This window comes from Peptoniphilus hominis (ex Hitch et al. 2025) (genome assembly GCF_040096015.1).
GTDB lineage: Bacteria > Bacillota > Clostridia > Tissierellales > Peptoniphilaceae > Peptoniphilus_A > Peptoniphilus_A hominis.
The window spans coordinates 1-16,262 of sequence record NZ_JBBMFO010000034.1 but is presented as its reverse complement, the minus strand read 5'-3'; the positions used below and the strand labels follow the sequence as shown (position 1 = coordinate 16,262).

Genomic DNA, 16,262 nt, shown 5'->3' with positions numbered 1-16,262 from the left:
TGGAAAGTAATAAAATAATACCAGAACTAGTAAACTACCAGTCCTGGTATTAGGTCCAACTTTATGGGGTCACCACATAATGGGCGTCTTTTTTTGGCTCTATAATATCATTTAGAGGTTATAGTAGCTTACAGATATTATAGATTCAAAATAATTATGCAAAATAAAAAGACTGCTGCATCAAGCAACAGTCTTTTGTCATTTTTTTATTAGTCTCTTTTTACAACAACATTTTCTTCAAATGCTCTTTCGTCAAATTTTTTCATTCCAGCTGGTACATGAGCTTCAGTGATATTATTTTTTCTGAAAGCATACATGTCAATTTCCTCAATATTTTCTGGTAAGTTAATTTCTGTAAGTTTGTTTTTGTAGAAAGCACTTACTCCAATAAATTTAACTGTTTCAGGAATTTCAATTTCGCCAATTTCATTTAATGAGAAAGCATTGTCGCCAATGTATTCTAATTCTTCAGGCATTTTAACATCAGTTAATTTGTTTCTGTAGAATGCGTAAGCATCTAATTTTTTTACTGAATCTGGAATTTCAACTTCAGTTAAGTTGTTAACGCCAAAAGCTTCGTACCTAATTTCTTCAACAGTTTCAGGAATTACAACTGAGTTAAGTTTTCTTCTGAAGAAGCATTGTTCTCCAATAACTCTTATTTTAGTTCCGTCTGGTCCTTCAGTAGGCACTACCATATCAAATAATTCTTCATTTTTGATTTTGTCTTTGCCCTTTCTTGTCATTCCCTTTAGCACATCGCCATCAAATATAAAATCGTCAAACTCCCAAGGTTTTTCCATAATATGTATGTCCTCCCCCTACATAAATTTTTTCTTACTTATATTATAACATAGTAGCTGAGATTAATAAAGGAAGGTTGTAAAATAGAGAAAGGATGAACACTTTTTTTAAATAAAAAGAACTTTGTTACTAAAAGTTTGAATTAAGAAAAATATGTTACGAAATATAAATAATAATTGCTTTATTTGGGTATTATTATAATACAAAAATATTTTAGAACAAAAATAAGTAACAGATGGGTAATAATTTTGTAAAATTTAAATTATTATACAGGAAAAGGTAGTCATTATTTGACCTGGAGGTCTTTTGTCGTTATAATCTAGTAAAGCAAAATATTGAAGACAAATTTTAGTGGAAAGGTATTAAAAGGAGGAAAAAATGGAAAATAAAAATTTTTTTGAAGATATGATGGAAATGCAAAAAAATATTTTTGAAAATCAAAAGGAAGCTTATAGCAAATTTATGGAATCTTTTAAGTTTGGAGATTTCAATCCCTTTGCTGGAAATATGTTTGTAAACAACTTTAAAAACCCAATGGACTTTTTCAAGAACTACAGAGAAATCAATGAAAATTTTGAAAATAATTTTAAAGATTTCTTTGAACAAGTTCCTGGTTACAAGGAATCTTTGGATTCTTACAACAAAAACATGGAATTTTTAAACAAACTTTACCTTGCTTATGGTGATTTTTATAAGGACCTAGATCTTGTTTCAGCTCAAAATAAATTAATTGAGTTATTTGAACTTTATAGCGACGAGTTAGTTGAAATGTCTAAAAAATATTTCTACAAGAGAATTCCAGATAGCTATTATAGAGTTCTTGAAAACTTTAATTTAGAAAAATTTATTAGACCTGCCATAGAAAATTCAAAGAAGTCTATTGATTTTTATGAAAAAGCAATTCAAAATAGACCAGAATTATTAGTTGCAGATGTAAAAGATTTTTACCAAGGAATTTTGGACAAGATTTTTGAAATGCCAACTATTGGCGTAAGTCCAGAAGACAAGGAAAAAACAAGGAGAGAACTACAAAATTATCTTGACCTTGAACTTAAACTTTTAGATTTCAATTTATTCCTTGAAAAGAAAAATCAAGAAACAGCTTTAAAGGCTCAAAGAGCTTATATCAATGGACTTGAATCTGAAGCTTCACTAGAAGATTTCGCAGATTTCTTCAAATTCTACATGAGTAATTTTGAAAAAGCTTATAGAGAACTTGTAAACTCTAATGAATATAAGGAAAAAGTTCAAGAAATTTTAGATATTGTAGAAAAAAATAAAGAATCTTACATGGAAAAAGTTGCAGAAAGATTAAAAGATTTTCCAATTGCAACTGCTAGCGATGCAGAAAAATTCATGGGTGAAGTCGAAGGACTTACTAAGGGACTTGACGATGCAAAGAAAGCTAAAACAAGCCTTGACAGAAAGGTTAACAAGATAAAGAGCGATTCTGAAAAAGAAATTAAGGCTCTTAAGGAAGAAGTTGCAAAACTAAAAGAAGAAAAAGCAAAAGTTGAAGTTGATGCAGCTCTTAAGAAAGAAATTGAAGAAATGAAGAAAGAACTTGCTGCTTTAAAGGCACAAGTTAAGGCAAAATAAAACATAAGAATCTTCTCCTAAAAAGGTCTGTGGGTTTTCCTACAGACTTTTTTTATGCCCTAAAATATTTTTGTCAAGGATTTAAAATTATAAGAAAAAAAATTTACGCCCAATATAATTTATTGATAAACGATAAAAAATTATTGTAATTCATTAAATAAAGTGATATACTTCTAGAAAAGGGAGGTTATTATGAAATCATTACGAGTAAAATTTATTGGTGGGCTCCTCTTCATTGCCCTATTTATTTTGGCGGGAGGCTCTTATGGACTGATAAAAATGTCTAGCTTCATGGCAAAAATTTATCCAATGTTCATGAACATGAAGTATCCCATGCTAGTTTTGTGCCAGGGAATAATCCTCGCCTTAATTCTTGCCCTATTATTTGGACTTTTTGCCCTAAAAAAATATGGTGATGACAAAATTTTTGAGAGAGGAATGTTATTTGACCTTCAAGTCATAGCCCTCTCCTTTATAGGAATTTTTTTCTTGGCAATTCTTTCCATAATTTACACAAATTTTAACCTAGATGGCTCAATTACTAACCTAATTTTTATTGGGGGAGCAATTGTTGCCATGCTAATCGCGCAAATTTTTCTTCTATTATGCGATTTGATCAAAGAAGGAATCGCCCTAAAAGAAGAAAATGATCTGACGATTTGAGGTGGACCATGGGAAAAATAATTGTTGATTTAGATGTGGAACTTGCAAAAAATAAAATGTCTTTGACAGAATTATCTGAGCAAGTTGGTATAACCATAGCCAATCTTTCGATTTTAAAGACAAATAAGGCCAAGGCCATAAGATTTTCCACACTTTCAGAAATTTGCAGAGTATTAAATTGTGATGTGGGCGATATTTTAAGGTACCAAGGTGATGAAGATGAGTGATAAAAAATTTAAAAGAGTTTTAATTATAATGTCCATAATTTTTCTGGCATCTATTCCTCTTTTATTTTTACTTTCAGACAACAGAGACCAGTCAGTAAAGGAAGTGGAAAATAAATTTGGCATAAGCTTTCCTAAAAGTGTGAAGAGAGTAAGACAGCTTTATAAGGAGCCAGACTTTCACGGAGACGGCGAGGCTGCAATTTTATTTTCTGTAGACAAAGCTGATATAAAAGAGATAGAAAATGACCTTGAAGACTATAAGGTGAAAAGGGATGACAATAAAATTTCTCAAATCAATACTTGCCTTTTAAAAGTAAGAGAAAGGGGCTTTGACACTTCTATTGATTTGAATAATGAAGTTTACTTTAAAGCAACATCTGACAATGTCTTTCATAATATGTATGGCAACTTCATCGCCCTCATAATAGACGAGGAAAAGGGCGAAATCTTATTCTTGCAGTGGGACACTTAAGAGAAGAGCCTTAAAGTTAAAAAAATTAAAAGTAAATAAATTAAAAGCATGACGTGAAGGACTTGTCCCTGGCGTCATTTTTTTGGGAAAAATTTTATAATTTGAAAAAATTTGCCGCTGAGAATTATAAAAAATTCTTAATAAAATAAAAAAAGGCAAAAAAATTGCCGAGCATATCTCGGCGTGTAAAAGGAAATTAATTAAAAAAGTGTATTAAATAATCTGTTATAAGTTTAGCATAATAAATTCATAAATACAATAAAAAAATAAAAAAAATTCACGGAAAAAATAAAAATTTTTAAAAAATTACAGAAAAATGAAAAAAAACCACCAAAAGAATGATGAAAAACTAAAAAAAGGCAAAAAATTTATAAAAAACTGAAAAAAAATAGAAAAAAATAAAAAAATTTTCGTAAAAAATTACAAATCCACAAAAAATTTAAAAAAATTTACTAGATTTACACTTTAATTTAATTTAAAAGTCAAAGATGATACAATATAGTAAAAGAGAGAATACAAACGAATGAGGAAATAAATGTCAAAACTAATAGATTTCGATCTTTATCCAATAAAGCTGACACTGAAAAAACTTTTACAGGATAAGACCACTAAAAAAAATATAATATGGGCCACAAATACCTTCGAACACTTTGGCAGAGAATTTGACGACAAAAGCGAAATCACAGAGATAATTTTCCAAAGCGGCTTTCGAATCATGCCAAGAGTCCTAAAGAGCCAAGAGGCACAGCTTGACAGGACGAGAAAAAAGGCTGAGGTCTTCACTCCAGGCTGGATAGTAAATGAAATGAATAACTACCTGGACCAAGAGTGGTTCCAAAGAAAAGATGTCTTCAACATAGAAAAGGGCGAGACCTGGGAAGCAGTGAGAGAAAAAATAAATTTCCCAGAGGGCAAAAGTTGGGAAAAATATATTTTGTCAAGACAGCTAGAGATAACTTGTGGCGAGGCGCCCTATTTAGTTTCAAGATACGATGTTTCTACTGGAGAAAAAATTGACCTAATAAATCGAATTGGAATATTAGATAGAAAACTGAGAGTCGTAAATGAAAACACATGGACCAAAGATGAATGGATCAAGTGGGCTACAAGGGCAATAGAAAGCACCTATGGCTTTGAATATCAGGGAGACAACCTCTTAATTGCCAGAGTCAACATTTTAATGACCTTTGTTGAATATTTTGAAGACAGGTGGAAGGAAGAAGTAGACAAAAAAACCTTACGTCACCTTGCCAATATTATTTCTTGGAATATTTGGCAAATGGACGGTCTGACGGACATGGTTCCCTTTGGGGCAGCCAAGGAAGACATAAGGCAGATGAACTTTTTTGACCTCTTAAGTGGAGGACTGGAAGAAGAGGATGGAGAAGAAAGCATTTACTGTAGAATTAGAAATTGGCGAGAAAACTCGTCTAAGTTATTTACAGACTATAAGGAGAATATAATGAAAAAATTTGATTTTGTAATTGGCAATCCGCCTTATCAAGAAGATAATGACAAGAGAAATAGAAGTGATGCTTTATACAATATCTTTATGGATAATTCATTTAAAATAGCTGAAAGGAATTTATTAATAACTCCAGCTAGATTTTTATTTAATGTTGGATCTACACCGAGAGTATGGAATGAAAAAATGTTAAATGACCCTCATTTTAAAATTTTAAAATTTATCCAAGATAGTGAAAGAATATTTCCTGGAACTGACATAAAAGGTGGTGTAGCAATATCTTATAGAGACATTAATAAGAATTTTGGATGCATAGATACTTTTACTCCTTTTGATGAACTAAGATCAATTTTGAAAAAGGTTGAAACGAAAGAAGGAAAGAAAAATCTTGGAATAGGAGATTTAATGTATGTTCAAAACAAACTAAATCTAAATTATATTGAAGATAATTATAAAGACTTATTAAAAAGATTAGGAAGTAATGGAAAAGAACGAAGATTAGTGTCCTCGATATTTGATACATTAGAAGAAATTTTTCACGATAAAATTGAAAGTGATAAAAAGTCAAAAGATTATATACAAATCGTTGGTCGCCAGAACAACGAGAGAGTTAATAAATGGGTTTTAAAGGACTTTATAGAAGATAACGGGAACCTCCACGCATACAAGGTCATTCTGCCAGCTGCGAATGGCTCAGGTGCCATAGGTGAGGTTTTAAGCACACCCCTAATCGGGGAACCCCTAATCGGGCATACTCAAACCTTTATAAGCATTGGCAATTTCAAAACTTATGCGGAAGCAGAGGCTTGTTTCAAGTATATTAAAAGTAAATTCGCAAGAGCGATGCTAGGAATAAAAAAGGTTACACAAAATAATAAAACTAAAGAAACCTGGTCAAAAGTGCCAATGCAAGACTTTACTAATAAGTCTGACATTGAATGGTCCAAGTCTATTCCAGAAATCGACAGGCAACTTTATGCTAAATATAATTTAAGCCAAGAAGAAATTGATTTTATAGAAAAAAATGTTAAGGAGATGGAATAATATGATTAATATTAATACTACTAGAGAAGTTATTCCACAATGTTACGCCTACACCACTCCTTGCATTTCCTACCACGAGGGTTGGACTAAAATTGGCTTTACTGAAAGAGATGTGGAGACGAGAATTAGGGAGCAAACTCAAACTGCTGGCATTAGGTACGATTTGAAGTGGCACAAGAATGCCCTATATGAGGGAAGTTATGAGACTTTTACCGACAAGGACTTTCACGGTTACTTAAATAAGCTTGGTGTAAAGAGACAGACTGGTACTGAATGGTTCGAGATTGATCCCAATCTTGCCAAAAATTATTTTAATGATTTTAGGGAGAACAAGGGCGTTCTTGAGTCCAATGAGGACCCAATACCCTATGCACTGCGCAGGGAGCAAGATGATGCTGTAGAAAAGACAATTGAATATTTTAAAAATAATTTGCATGGGGAATTTTTGTGGAATGCCAAGCCAAGGTTTGGCAAGACTATTTCCGCCTATGACTTGTGCATGAAGATGGGTTTAAAAAATATTTTGATTGTCACTAATAGACCTGCCATTGCCAATTCTTGGTATGAGGATTATCTCAAGTTTGTGGGGGCAAATTCTGGTTATTATTTTGTCAGCCATGTTGCTGCCCTTGATGGCAAAAAGCATGTCATCACAAGGGAAGAATTTTTGGACCTAGACATAGACAAGGTAAGGGGTTCTGTTGAATTTGTCAGCCTTCAAGACATCAAGGGTTCTAAATATTTTGGCGGCGACCCAAACCTTGACAAGCTAAAGGAACTTAGCAACAGGCGAGATGAAAAGGGAAATAGGATTGGTATTTTGTGGGATATTTTAATTATTGATGAAGCCCACGAAGGTGTTGATACTTATAAGAGTGATATTGCCTTTGATAATATTGACAGAAATTATACTCTCCATCTTTCTGGCACCCCTTTTAAGGCTCTTGCCAATGACAAGTTCCCTCAAGATGCTATTTACAACTGGACCTATGCTGATGAGCAAAGGGCAAAAAGGGATTGGGACCTTGCCAGTGAAGAGGAAAATCCTTACTATCCTCTTCCAAAGTTAAATCTTTTTACTTACCAGATGTCAGAAATTGTTAGGGATAATATAAAAGAGGGAATAGAAATTGATGGCGAGTGGGAAAATTATGCCTTTGACCTAAATGAATTTTTCAAAACTCGCGAAAATGGCAAGTTTTATTATGAAGATGATGTTGATAAATTTTTAGATGCCTTGACTTCTATGGAAAAGTTTCCTTTCTCTACGCCTGAACTTAGGAAGGAATTAAAGCATACTTTTTGGCTTATGGATAGGGTTGATTCTGCCAAGGCTATGGGCAAAAAGCTTAGGGAAAATCCTGTCTTTAGCGATTATGAAATTGTAATTGCTGCTGGCGATGGCAAGCTTGATGATGAGGAAGAGTTTGAAAAGTCCTATGACAAGGTTGTAAAGGCTATAAGGGAAAATGACAAGACTATTACTCTTTCTGTTGGTCAACTTACTACTGGCATCACAATTCCAGAGTGGACTGGTGTTTTAATGCTTAGCAATGTGAAGAGTCCATCTCTATACATGCAGGCTGCCTTTAGGTCCCAAAACCCATGCCTTTTTGTGGAAGATGGAAAGACCCTCAGAAAGGAAAATGCCTATGTCTTTGACTTTGATCCAGCGAGAACTTTAACTATTTTCGAAGAGTTTGCCAATGATCTTTCTTCTGAAACTTCAAGGGGCAGAGGTGATTCTGATAGGAGAAAATCACAAGTTAAGGAACTCTTGAACTTCTTCCCAGTTTATGGGGAAGATGAAGATGGGGAGATGATTCCTCTTGATGCAGAAAAAGTTTTAATTACGCCACGAAGGATTTATGCCAAGGAAGTTGTCAACTGTGGCTTTATGTCCAACTTCCTATTTAAAAATATCTCAAATATTTTTGGTGCTCCAGAGGCTGTCAAAAATATTATCGACAAGATGGACAAGGGTCGTGACTTTAAACCTGTTAGCATCGACGAAAACACTGCCAGTGACCTAGACCTTGATGAAAATGGAGAAGTAAATATTCCTGATGAAAAAATTATTGGCAGGTCAAGGGAAATTTTTGGAAAGAAGATTTTTGATGATGTAAAAGAAACTATTGGAGATGTTAAATTTGGTCCTGTTCATGAAGGGTCTTTGTCCTATAAAGATGAAAAGAAGGATATTGAAATCTTAAAGAAGACTTTTGCTGAGCCAAGAAATAGTATTTTAATAGACGCTGTAAAGGCTGATTATGGAAATGAAATCAAAAAGTCCACTGTGAGAAGCATTGAAAACAAGTTAAATGATTCAACGGAAAAAATAATCCAAAAGGAATACAGCAATTGGAAAATTGAGGATAACTTAATTAATTCAGAAAAAGATGAAAAAATTAAAGAGGCTAAAAGTTCTGCTGAAGTTACAAAAATAAATGAAGAGTATGAAAAAAAGATTGAATTAAATAATGAAAAAATGTTAGATGAAATTAAAAAGAAAATGGCAGATGCAGACTTGTTAAGTGGCTCTACTGAAACTATTACTCGTGAAGTGGAAACTGAAAAGAAGAGAGAGGAAAAGAAGGGTAAGGAAGATGAGATTAGAGATAATCTTAGAGGATTTGCCCGAACAATTCCATCTTTTCTCATGGCTTATGGTTCCAGTGAAACTAATCTTATGAATTTTGATAAAATAATACCCGATGATGTTTTTAAAGAAGTTACAAGTATTTCTCTGCAAGAATTTAGATTTTTGCGTGACGGCGGAAAATATTTTAATGAGGCAAGTGGCAGGGAAGAAGATTTTGAGGGCAAGCTATTTGATGAAATAGTTTTTGATGACGCTGTTAAAGAGTTTTTGAACAAGAAGATAGAGCTTGCAAATTATTTTGACGAGAATAATAAAAAAGATATCTTCGACTACATTCCACCTCAAAAAACTAATCAAATTTTTACTCCAAAGAAAATTGTAATTGAAATGGTGGATTATTTGGAAAAGGAAAATCCTGGCTGCTTTGACGATCCAGACAAGACTTTTATAGATTTATACATGAAGTCAGGTCTTTATATTACTGAAATAGTGAAGAGGCTTTATAGAAGTGAAAGGATGAAGGAAATTTATCCAGAAGCTAGTGATAGGCTTAATCATATTTTTGCAAAGCAAGTCTATGGTCTTGCGCCTACAGAAATTATTTATAGGATAGCGACAAATTATATTTTGGGATTTAATGATGACCTTAAAATAGAAAAGCACAATTTGAAAAAATTAAATTCTCTAAAATATGCTAAAGAGGGAAATTTGGAAAAGAAATTGGAAGAAATATTTGAATAAGTTTTAGAACTGTCAGTTAATTCTGGCAGTTTTTTTATAAAAATTTTAAAAAATAATTAGCAGACTACTTGCAAGGGTGCTAATGATGTTGTATAATTAAATAGTCAAAGATAGTCAAAGAAAATTTGAGGACTTTGACGTAGTTTTTGATTTTTGAAATTTTGCCTAGCAAGCCGAAGCAGAGATTGAAGTCGAAGTCGAAAGCGAAAGCAAAATTTTAATAACAATATTAATAATAAAATTAGTCAAATTATTAATTTTATAAGCAAATTTTTAATAAAATATTTTAAGGAAATTTGGATATAATTATTAGAGAGTAATTTGATTTTAAATAGATTTATGAGGAGGTTACAATTTGAAATACAAAGATTATTATGAAATCCTTGGAGTTTCTAAAGATGCAGATGAAAAGGAGATAAAGAGCGCCTATAGAAAGCTTGCGAAAAAATATCACCCTGATGTAAATCAAGGTAACGAAGCTGCGGCAGAAAAGTTTAAGGAAGTTTCTGAGGCTTACGAGGTTCTATCTGATGCTGATAAGAGAAAAAAATACGATACTTTTGGCTCTAATTATGATTTTTCTTCCGGCTACGATTTTGACCCTTCTCAATATGGTTACACTTATACTACTGGTGGAAGCGGAGCAGATTTTTCTGACTTCTTCGAAACTATTTTCGGCTCATCAAGGTCTGGCGGGGGAGGAAATTTCTCTGGCGGCTTTAATATAAATGACCTTTTTGGTGATTTGTCTGGCAAGGGAAGAGGAAAGTCTTCCAACAAGTCCAGAAACAAGTTCGAGTCCGAGCTATCCATCTCCATTAGGGATGCCTACGAGGGTACAACTAAAAATGTTAGCTTAACTTACAACAGGAAGGAATATGATGTTGCTGTAAAGATTCCAAAGGGAATCACTCGTGGCAAAAAGATTAAGGTAAAGGGTGAAAAGTTTGGTCTTCCTGGAGATATTCTCTTCAAGATCAACATTCGCGACGAAAAGGACCTTGTCCTTGATGGTCTTGATATTATTAAAACTGAAAATATTTATCCATGGGATGCGGCTCTTGGATCCAGCAAAACTGTGGAAACTTTAAGTGGCAAATTAAAATTAAAAATCCCAGAAAATTTTGTGGGAGGAAATAAAATGAGGATTCCTTCCAAGGGTTTCAAAGATTTAAAGGGCAATGTGGGCGATTTATACATTATCTTTAATATTGTAAATCCAAAGAATTTATCTGAGGAAGAATTAGATTTATATAAAAAATTACAAAATTTAAGTAAATAAATAATAAATGAGGTGTTTTTATGAATTTTGAAAAATTTACTCAAAAATCCCTTGAAGCCGTTCAAGGCGCATACAATATTGCGAAGGAATACGGCAATCCTGAGGTAAAAGAAATTCACATAAATTACGCACTTTTAAACGACAAAGAAGGACTTATACCAAGGGTCTTAACTTATATGGAAAAAAATCCTGACATGATAAAAAGTGATGTCTTAAAGGTTATTGAAAGACTTCCTAAGCAATCAGGTGCTGAAGTTTATGCCGACTCTTCCTATAGAGAGCTTTTCCAAAAGGCAGAGGACTTTATGAAAAAAATGGGCGACGAATATCTTTCTGTTGAGCACATTTATCTTGGCCTTTTAAACATGAAGGGGACTGATTCTTCATCTGTCTTTAACAAGCATAAAATTGATGCTGATGGATTTTTAAATTCTCTTAAAAAAATTAGGGGCAATCAACATGTGACTACAGATAATCCTGAGGGAACTTATGACGCCCTAAAGAAATACGGACAAGATTTAACTGAACTTGCTCGTGATGGCAAGCTAGACCCTGTAATTGGTCGTGACGAAGAAGTTCGTAATGTAATAAGAATTCTTTCTCGTAGGACTAAGAACAACCCAGTTCTAATTGGTCCTCCTGGAGTTGGTAAAACTGCCATAGCTGGCGGACTTGCTCAAAGAATTGTCTCCGAAGATGTGCCTGAAGGACTAAAAAACAAAACTGTCTTCTCCCTAGACATGGGAGCTCTTATAGCAGGTGCAAAATATCGTGGTGAATTTGAGGAAAGATTAAAGGCTGTCCTTAATGAAGTGAAAAAATCTGAAGGAGACATAATTTTATTCATCGACGAAATCCACAACATAGTTGGTGCAGGAAAAACTGATGGCGCCATGGACGCATCAAACCTTTTAAAGCCAATGCTTGCTCGTGGTGAGCTTCACGCTATTGGTGCTACAACTCTTGATGAGTACAGAAAATATATTGAAAAGGATCCAGCTCTTGAAAGAAGATTCCAAAAGGTTATGGTCAAAGAGCCTAGTGTGGAAGATACAATTGCCATCCTTCGTGGTTTAAAGGACAAGTACGAAATTTATCACGGCATTAGAATTTCTGACTCTGCAGTAATTGCTGCTGCAACTTTATCTGACAGATACATTACTGACAGATTTTTACCAGACAAGGCCATCGACTTAATGGACGAAGCCTGCGCAATGCTAAGGACAGAAATCGACTCCATGCCTACAGAAATTGACGAAGTTAGAAGAAAAATTTTGCAACTTGAAATTGAAAATCAAGCCCTTAAAAAGGAAACTGACGAGGCAAGTGCTGAAAGGCTTAAAAAACTTCAAGCTGAACTTTCTGAAGAAAAGGCAGAATTTGATAGATTAAAATCAAAATGGGAAACTGAAAAGAAGGAACTTGACTCCACAAAGGAAATCAAGAAAGAGATTGAAGATACAAACCACGCCATAGAAGAAGCTGAAAGAAATTACGACTTAGAAAGGCTTTCTGAATTAAAATATGGCACTCTTCCAAAACTAAAGGAAGAACTTGCCAAGAAAGAATCAGAAAAGAAGGACGAGTCTTCCATGGTAAAGGAAGAAGTTACAGAAGACGAAATCGCCTATGTTGTAAGCAGGTGGACTGGCATCCCTGTTGAAAAATTAAATAAAACTGAAAGGGATAAACTTCTAAACTTAGAAGATATTCTTCACAAGAGAGTTATTGGTCAAGATAGGGCCATTGAAGTTGTATCTGATGCAGTCCTAAGGGCGAGAGCAGGACTTAAGGATAGGAATAAACCTATTGGATCCTTCATCTTCTTGGGACCAACTGGTGTTGGTAAGACTGAAACTGCCAAGGCACTTACAGAAACACTTTTTGATGACGAGAGAAACTTAATTAGAATTGACATGTCTGAATACATGGAAAAACACTCTGTGTCAAGACTTGTGGGTTCTCCTCCAGGATATGTTGGCTACGATGAAGGCGGACAACTTACTGAAGCTGTAAGGAGAAAACCCTATTCAGTAATTTTATTTGATGAAATCGAAAAGGCTCATCCAGATGTATTTAACATTCTTCTTCAAGTTCTTGACGACGGAAGGCTAACTGACAACCAAGGAAGAACTGTGGACTTTAAAAATACAGTTATAATTATGACATCAAATATTGGCTCCCACTTCCTTATTGATGGAATAGGTGCTGACGGACAAATAACTGAAGCTGCAAGAGAAGAAGTTATGCACGACCTTAGAAGTGCCTTTAGACCTGAATTTTTAAACAGGGTCGACGAAGTAGTTTTATTTAAACCACTTCAAAGAGATGAAGTTTATGACATCATCAAACAAAGCATTAAAGAAGTTGAAAGAAAGCTTGAAGAAAGAGAAATTAAAATTGAAGTTACAAAGGCAGCTCTAGAATTTATCCTTAACGCATCCTTTAGCCCACAATATGGGGCAAGACCAGTTAAGAGATACATTGGTCACACTCTTGAAACTAAAATCTCAAAGATGATTATAAGGGGCGATGTAATGGATGGCGACACAATTTTGGTTGATGTCTATGCCGATGATTTGTCTGTTAAAGTTAAGTAATTAAAGATAAGGACTTGCCTAGCGAGTCCTTTTTTATGTCTTTTGTGTTACAAAATGTTAAAAAAATATTAAAAAGCTCAAATATTAGCCACTTATCACTTTTTTATCACAAAAGAGATATAAACTCAATAGCGTAGTATGAAATAGATTTATATTTTATTAGGAGGAAATAATGAAACCATATAGTAAGAAATATTTAACACTTGCACTAGCAGGAGTATTAGCAGCATCAATACCTGTATCTGCTTTTGCAAATAATGACGAACCAAATAAACAAGGACAAACTAATCCACCAGCAATAACTGATCCTCAAAAGCCAGGTGCAAATGAGGGAGATGGAAATACAGGAACAGGAGAAGCTGGAAAAACAGAAACAGAAGCTGAAAAGAAAGCAAGAGAAGAAAAAGAAAAAGCAATAAAAGACGCTGAAAAAGCAAGAGAAGAAGCTCAAAAGGCTAAAGAAGAAGCTGATAGATTAAAGAAAGAAAAAGAAGAGAGAGAAAAGAGAGAAAGAGAAGAAGCTGAAAGAAAAAGAAGATACGAAACTCTTTCACTTTCAAGTGTAAAATATGATGGAACATATTTGACAGGTTATACTTCTGCAAAAGCTGACATATATATAAAGAGAGTTAGTTCAAGATATGGATATGGATATAGCTATGACAGAGGATATGAAAGAATAGGATATGCAGATAATAGAGGCGATTTTAAAATCAAAGTAGATCTTAAAGAAGGAGAAACTTATTCTGTAGTTGCAAGAGATGGATTAAATGAATCAAGAGAAGTTGAATTTAAAAATGACAACTACACAAATATTTCTGGCACAAAAGTTTCTGCAACAGATTTGAGACTTATGGGCAGAACTTTGACAGGATATATTAAAAATCATCCTTTCGAATTTGCAAGAGTTTATAAAGATGGCAAATTACTTGGAAGCTTTAGAACTGATAAAAACTCATATTTCTCAGTAGAATTAAGCGAAAGTCTTTATAACAACGAAGTTAATAATTTAAGATTTTACCTTGATTCAAAGACAGTTGAAAATAAAAAATTCAAAATCACAGAAGCTCTTGACGGTCAAAAACTAGTAAAGGGAACTGCAAATGCAAAGGACGAAATTACAGTTTACGATGCAAGCAATAGAAAACTTGGCAGCATCACTGTAAATAATTCTGGCGTTTTCACAGTATTTTTAGATAGAGCCCTTATCTATGGCGAAACAATTAAGATTGAAGCTAAAGACGAAAAAGGAGCTATTAGTAAGCTTGAATATAAGGTTACTAAGAATGCAGTAGAAACTGTTAAGGCTATTTCTTATATCAAGGGATATCCAGATGGAACATTTAAGCCACAAGCAAATGTAACAAGAGCTGAAGCTGCTCAAATGTTTGCTACACTTTTAAATGGCGGCGCTAACTTTGGAACAAGCTCTGCAACAAGATTTTCTGATGCAAGCGATAATTGGTTCTCAAAGGCAGTTAACTATGTTGTTGCTAAGGGACTAATTTCTGGTTACCCAGACGGAACATTTAAGCCAAATGAAAGCATAACAAGAGCAGAATTTGCACAAATGATCTCCGGTTATGTTAAGAACGAAAAGAAGAGCACAACTGACTTCCAAGATGTTAAAGATCACTGGGCAAAGGATGCTATTGATAAACTTTATGGCAACAAAAATGTTTCAGGTTACCCTGATGGATCCTTTAAACCAAATGCAAAAATCACAAGAGCAGAAGCTGTTACTATTCTAAACTCTGTTTTCGATAGAAACACTACTGCACTTTCACTTAACAATGTAAACAAATCTGCTTTAAATAAATTCTCAGATGTTAGTGAAGGCTTCTGGGCTTACTACAACATCATTGATGCAGCAAACTCTCACGACAGAGAAAGACTAAACTCATCTTCAGATGTTGATATTTGGAAATAAATTTAAGCTTATAGGGCTCCTTAGTGGAGCCTTATTTTTTATGTAAAAATTTTTGGAAGCCTCAAAATTTTTGCAGCTTGAGAATATGAATAAGTTATAAATTTTAGGGGAAAAATAAAAAAAACAGAGAAAAAATAAAAATCTAAATTGCAACAATAAGTTAGCCACTTGATAAAGTAAACCAAGTGATATTACTTCCCTAGCTAGGGAAGATTTTCTATTAACTTTAATTCTTTCATAAATGCTTCTTCAGCAGTCATATATCCTAAAATCTTTCTTGGATAATTATTCATCCAATTCATTATTCTTTCTATTTGTTTTTCTGTGTAATTACCTATTTCTTCACCATTTTTTATAAATCTTCTTATCAATTTGTGTTGATTTTCACTTGTTCTTCTTTCATAGGAACTGTATGAATGACATTAGTATATTTTTACATATTCACATATTTTTGTTAGGCTTGAGAATTCAAGTCCATTGTCTGATGTTATTGTTTTAAAGACTTGCTCTTTTAATTGATTTGTTTCTTTTAGAAAACTAAGTCCTTCTTCTACTGCTTTACTTGTTTTGGAGTCTATCTTTATTATGAGTTTATATCTTGTTTTTCTTTCTGTTAATGTTAGAAGTACTGGATCTGTCTTTTTCTTACTTCCTATGACTGTATCTATTTCCCAATCTCCAAACTCTTCTCTTGTTTCTATTTCTTTTGGTCTAGACTCTATTGATTCTCCTAATGCCATTTTGTTTTTTCTATTCTTTTTGGCTCTATGTCAAATATTGGGGAGACTCGTTAACTCGAGTCTCTCTTTTCATTTAAAAATCAATACTTAGAC

The 16,262-nt window shown here is 33.5% G+C and carries 10 protein-coding genes and 1 pseudogene; 9 read left to right on the top strand and 2 right to left on the bottom strand.

Annotation, left to right across the window (positions count from 1 at the left end; translation table 11 throughout):
- Positions 1 to 209 precede the first annotated feature (209 nt).
- Entirely contained in the window at positions 210 to 803 is a 594-nt protein-coding gene (locus WMO19_RS08780) for a leucine-rich repeat domain-containing protein (protein WP_349171450.1), read from the bottom strand.
- Between the two features lie 379 nt (positions 804 to 1,182).
- On the opposite strand from WMO19_RS08780, the gene WMO19_RS08775 reads away from it, so the two are divergent.
- The 9 genes from WMO19_RS08775 to WMO19_RS08735 all read left to right on the top strand — a co-directional run bounded on the left by WMO19_RS08775 (position 1,183) and on the right by WMO19_RS08735 (position 15,429).
- Positions 1,183 to 2,403: a poly(R)-hydroxyalkanoic acid synthase subunit PhaE gene (locus WMO19_RS08775; protein WP_349171448.1), complete on the top strand. Its 1,221-nt coding sequence runs from the start codon at positions 1,183 to 1,185 to the stop codon at positions 2,401 to 2,403.
- 192 nt (positions 2,404 to 2,595) lie between these two features.
- On the top strand, positions 2,596 to 3,066 hold the full coding sequence (locus WMO19_RS08770) for a DUF2975 domain-containing protein (RefSeq protein WP_288167376.1): 471 nt from the start codon (positions 2,596 to 2,598) through the stop codon (positions 3,064 to 3,066).
- Between the two features lie 8 nt (positions 3,067 to 3,074).
- A complete protein-coding gene (locus WMO19_RS08765; protein WP_019125475.1) occupies positions 3,075 to 3,293 on the top strand; it encodes a helix-turn-helix domain-containing protein in 219 nt (72 codons plus the stop codon).
- Positions 3,286 to 3,765, top strand: a complete 480-nt coding sequence (locus WMO19_RS08760) for a hypothetical protein (protein ID WP_349171445.1) — start codon at positions 3,286 to 3,288, stop codon at positions 3,763 to 3,765. Before WMO19_RS08765 ends, WMO19_RS08760 begins: the two co-directional genes overlap by 8 nt.
- A gap of 535 nt (positions 3,766 to 4,300) precedes the next feature.
- A complete protein-coding gene (locus WMO19_RS08755; RefSeq protein WP_349171444.1) occupies positions 4,301 to 6,274 on the top strand; it encodes an Eco57I restriction-modification methylase domain-containing protein in 1,974 nt (657 codons plus the stop codon).
- Between the two features lies 1 nt (position 6,275).
- A complete protein-coding gene (locus WMO19_RS08750; protein WP_349171442.1) occupies positions 6,276 to 9,617 on the top strand; it encodes a DEAD/DEAH box helicase family protein in 3,342 nt (1,113 codons plus the stop codon).
- A gap of 355 nt (positions 9,618 to 9,972) precedes the next feature.
- Positions 9,973 to 10,899, top strand: a complete 927-nt coding sequence (locus WMO19_RS08745; protein WP_349171440.1) for a J domain-containing protein — start codon at positions 9,973 to 9,975, stop codon at positions 10,897 to 10,899.
- A 20-nt stretch (positions 10,900 to 10,919) separates the two neighbouring features.
- On the top strand, positions 10,920 to 13,499 hold the full coding sequence (gene clpB / locus WMO19_RS08740) for an ATP-dependent chaperone ClpB (RefSeq protein ID WP_349171438.1): 2,580 nt from the start codon (positions 10,920 to 10,922) through the stop codon (positions 13,497 to 13,499).
- A 172-nt stretch (positions 13,500 to 13,671) separates the two neighbouring features.
- Positions 13,672 to 15,429 (top strand): S-layer homology domain-containing protein, encoded by a 1,758-nt coding sequence (locus WMO19_RS08735; protein ID WP_349171436.1) that lies wholly within the window; start codon positions 13,672 to 13,674, stop codon positions 15,427 to 15,429.
- 203 nt (positions 15,430 to 15,632) lie between these two features.
- Here the strand turns inward: WMO19_RS08735 and WMO19_RS09950 are convergent.
- Positions 15,633 to 16,190: pseudogene (locus WMO19_RS09950) on the bottom strand (IS30 family transposase); the annotation flags it as partial.
- Between the last annotated feature and the right edge of the window lie 72 nt (positions 16,191 to 16,262).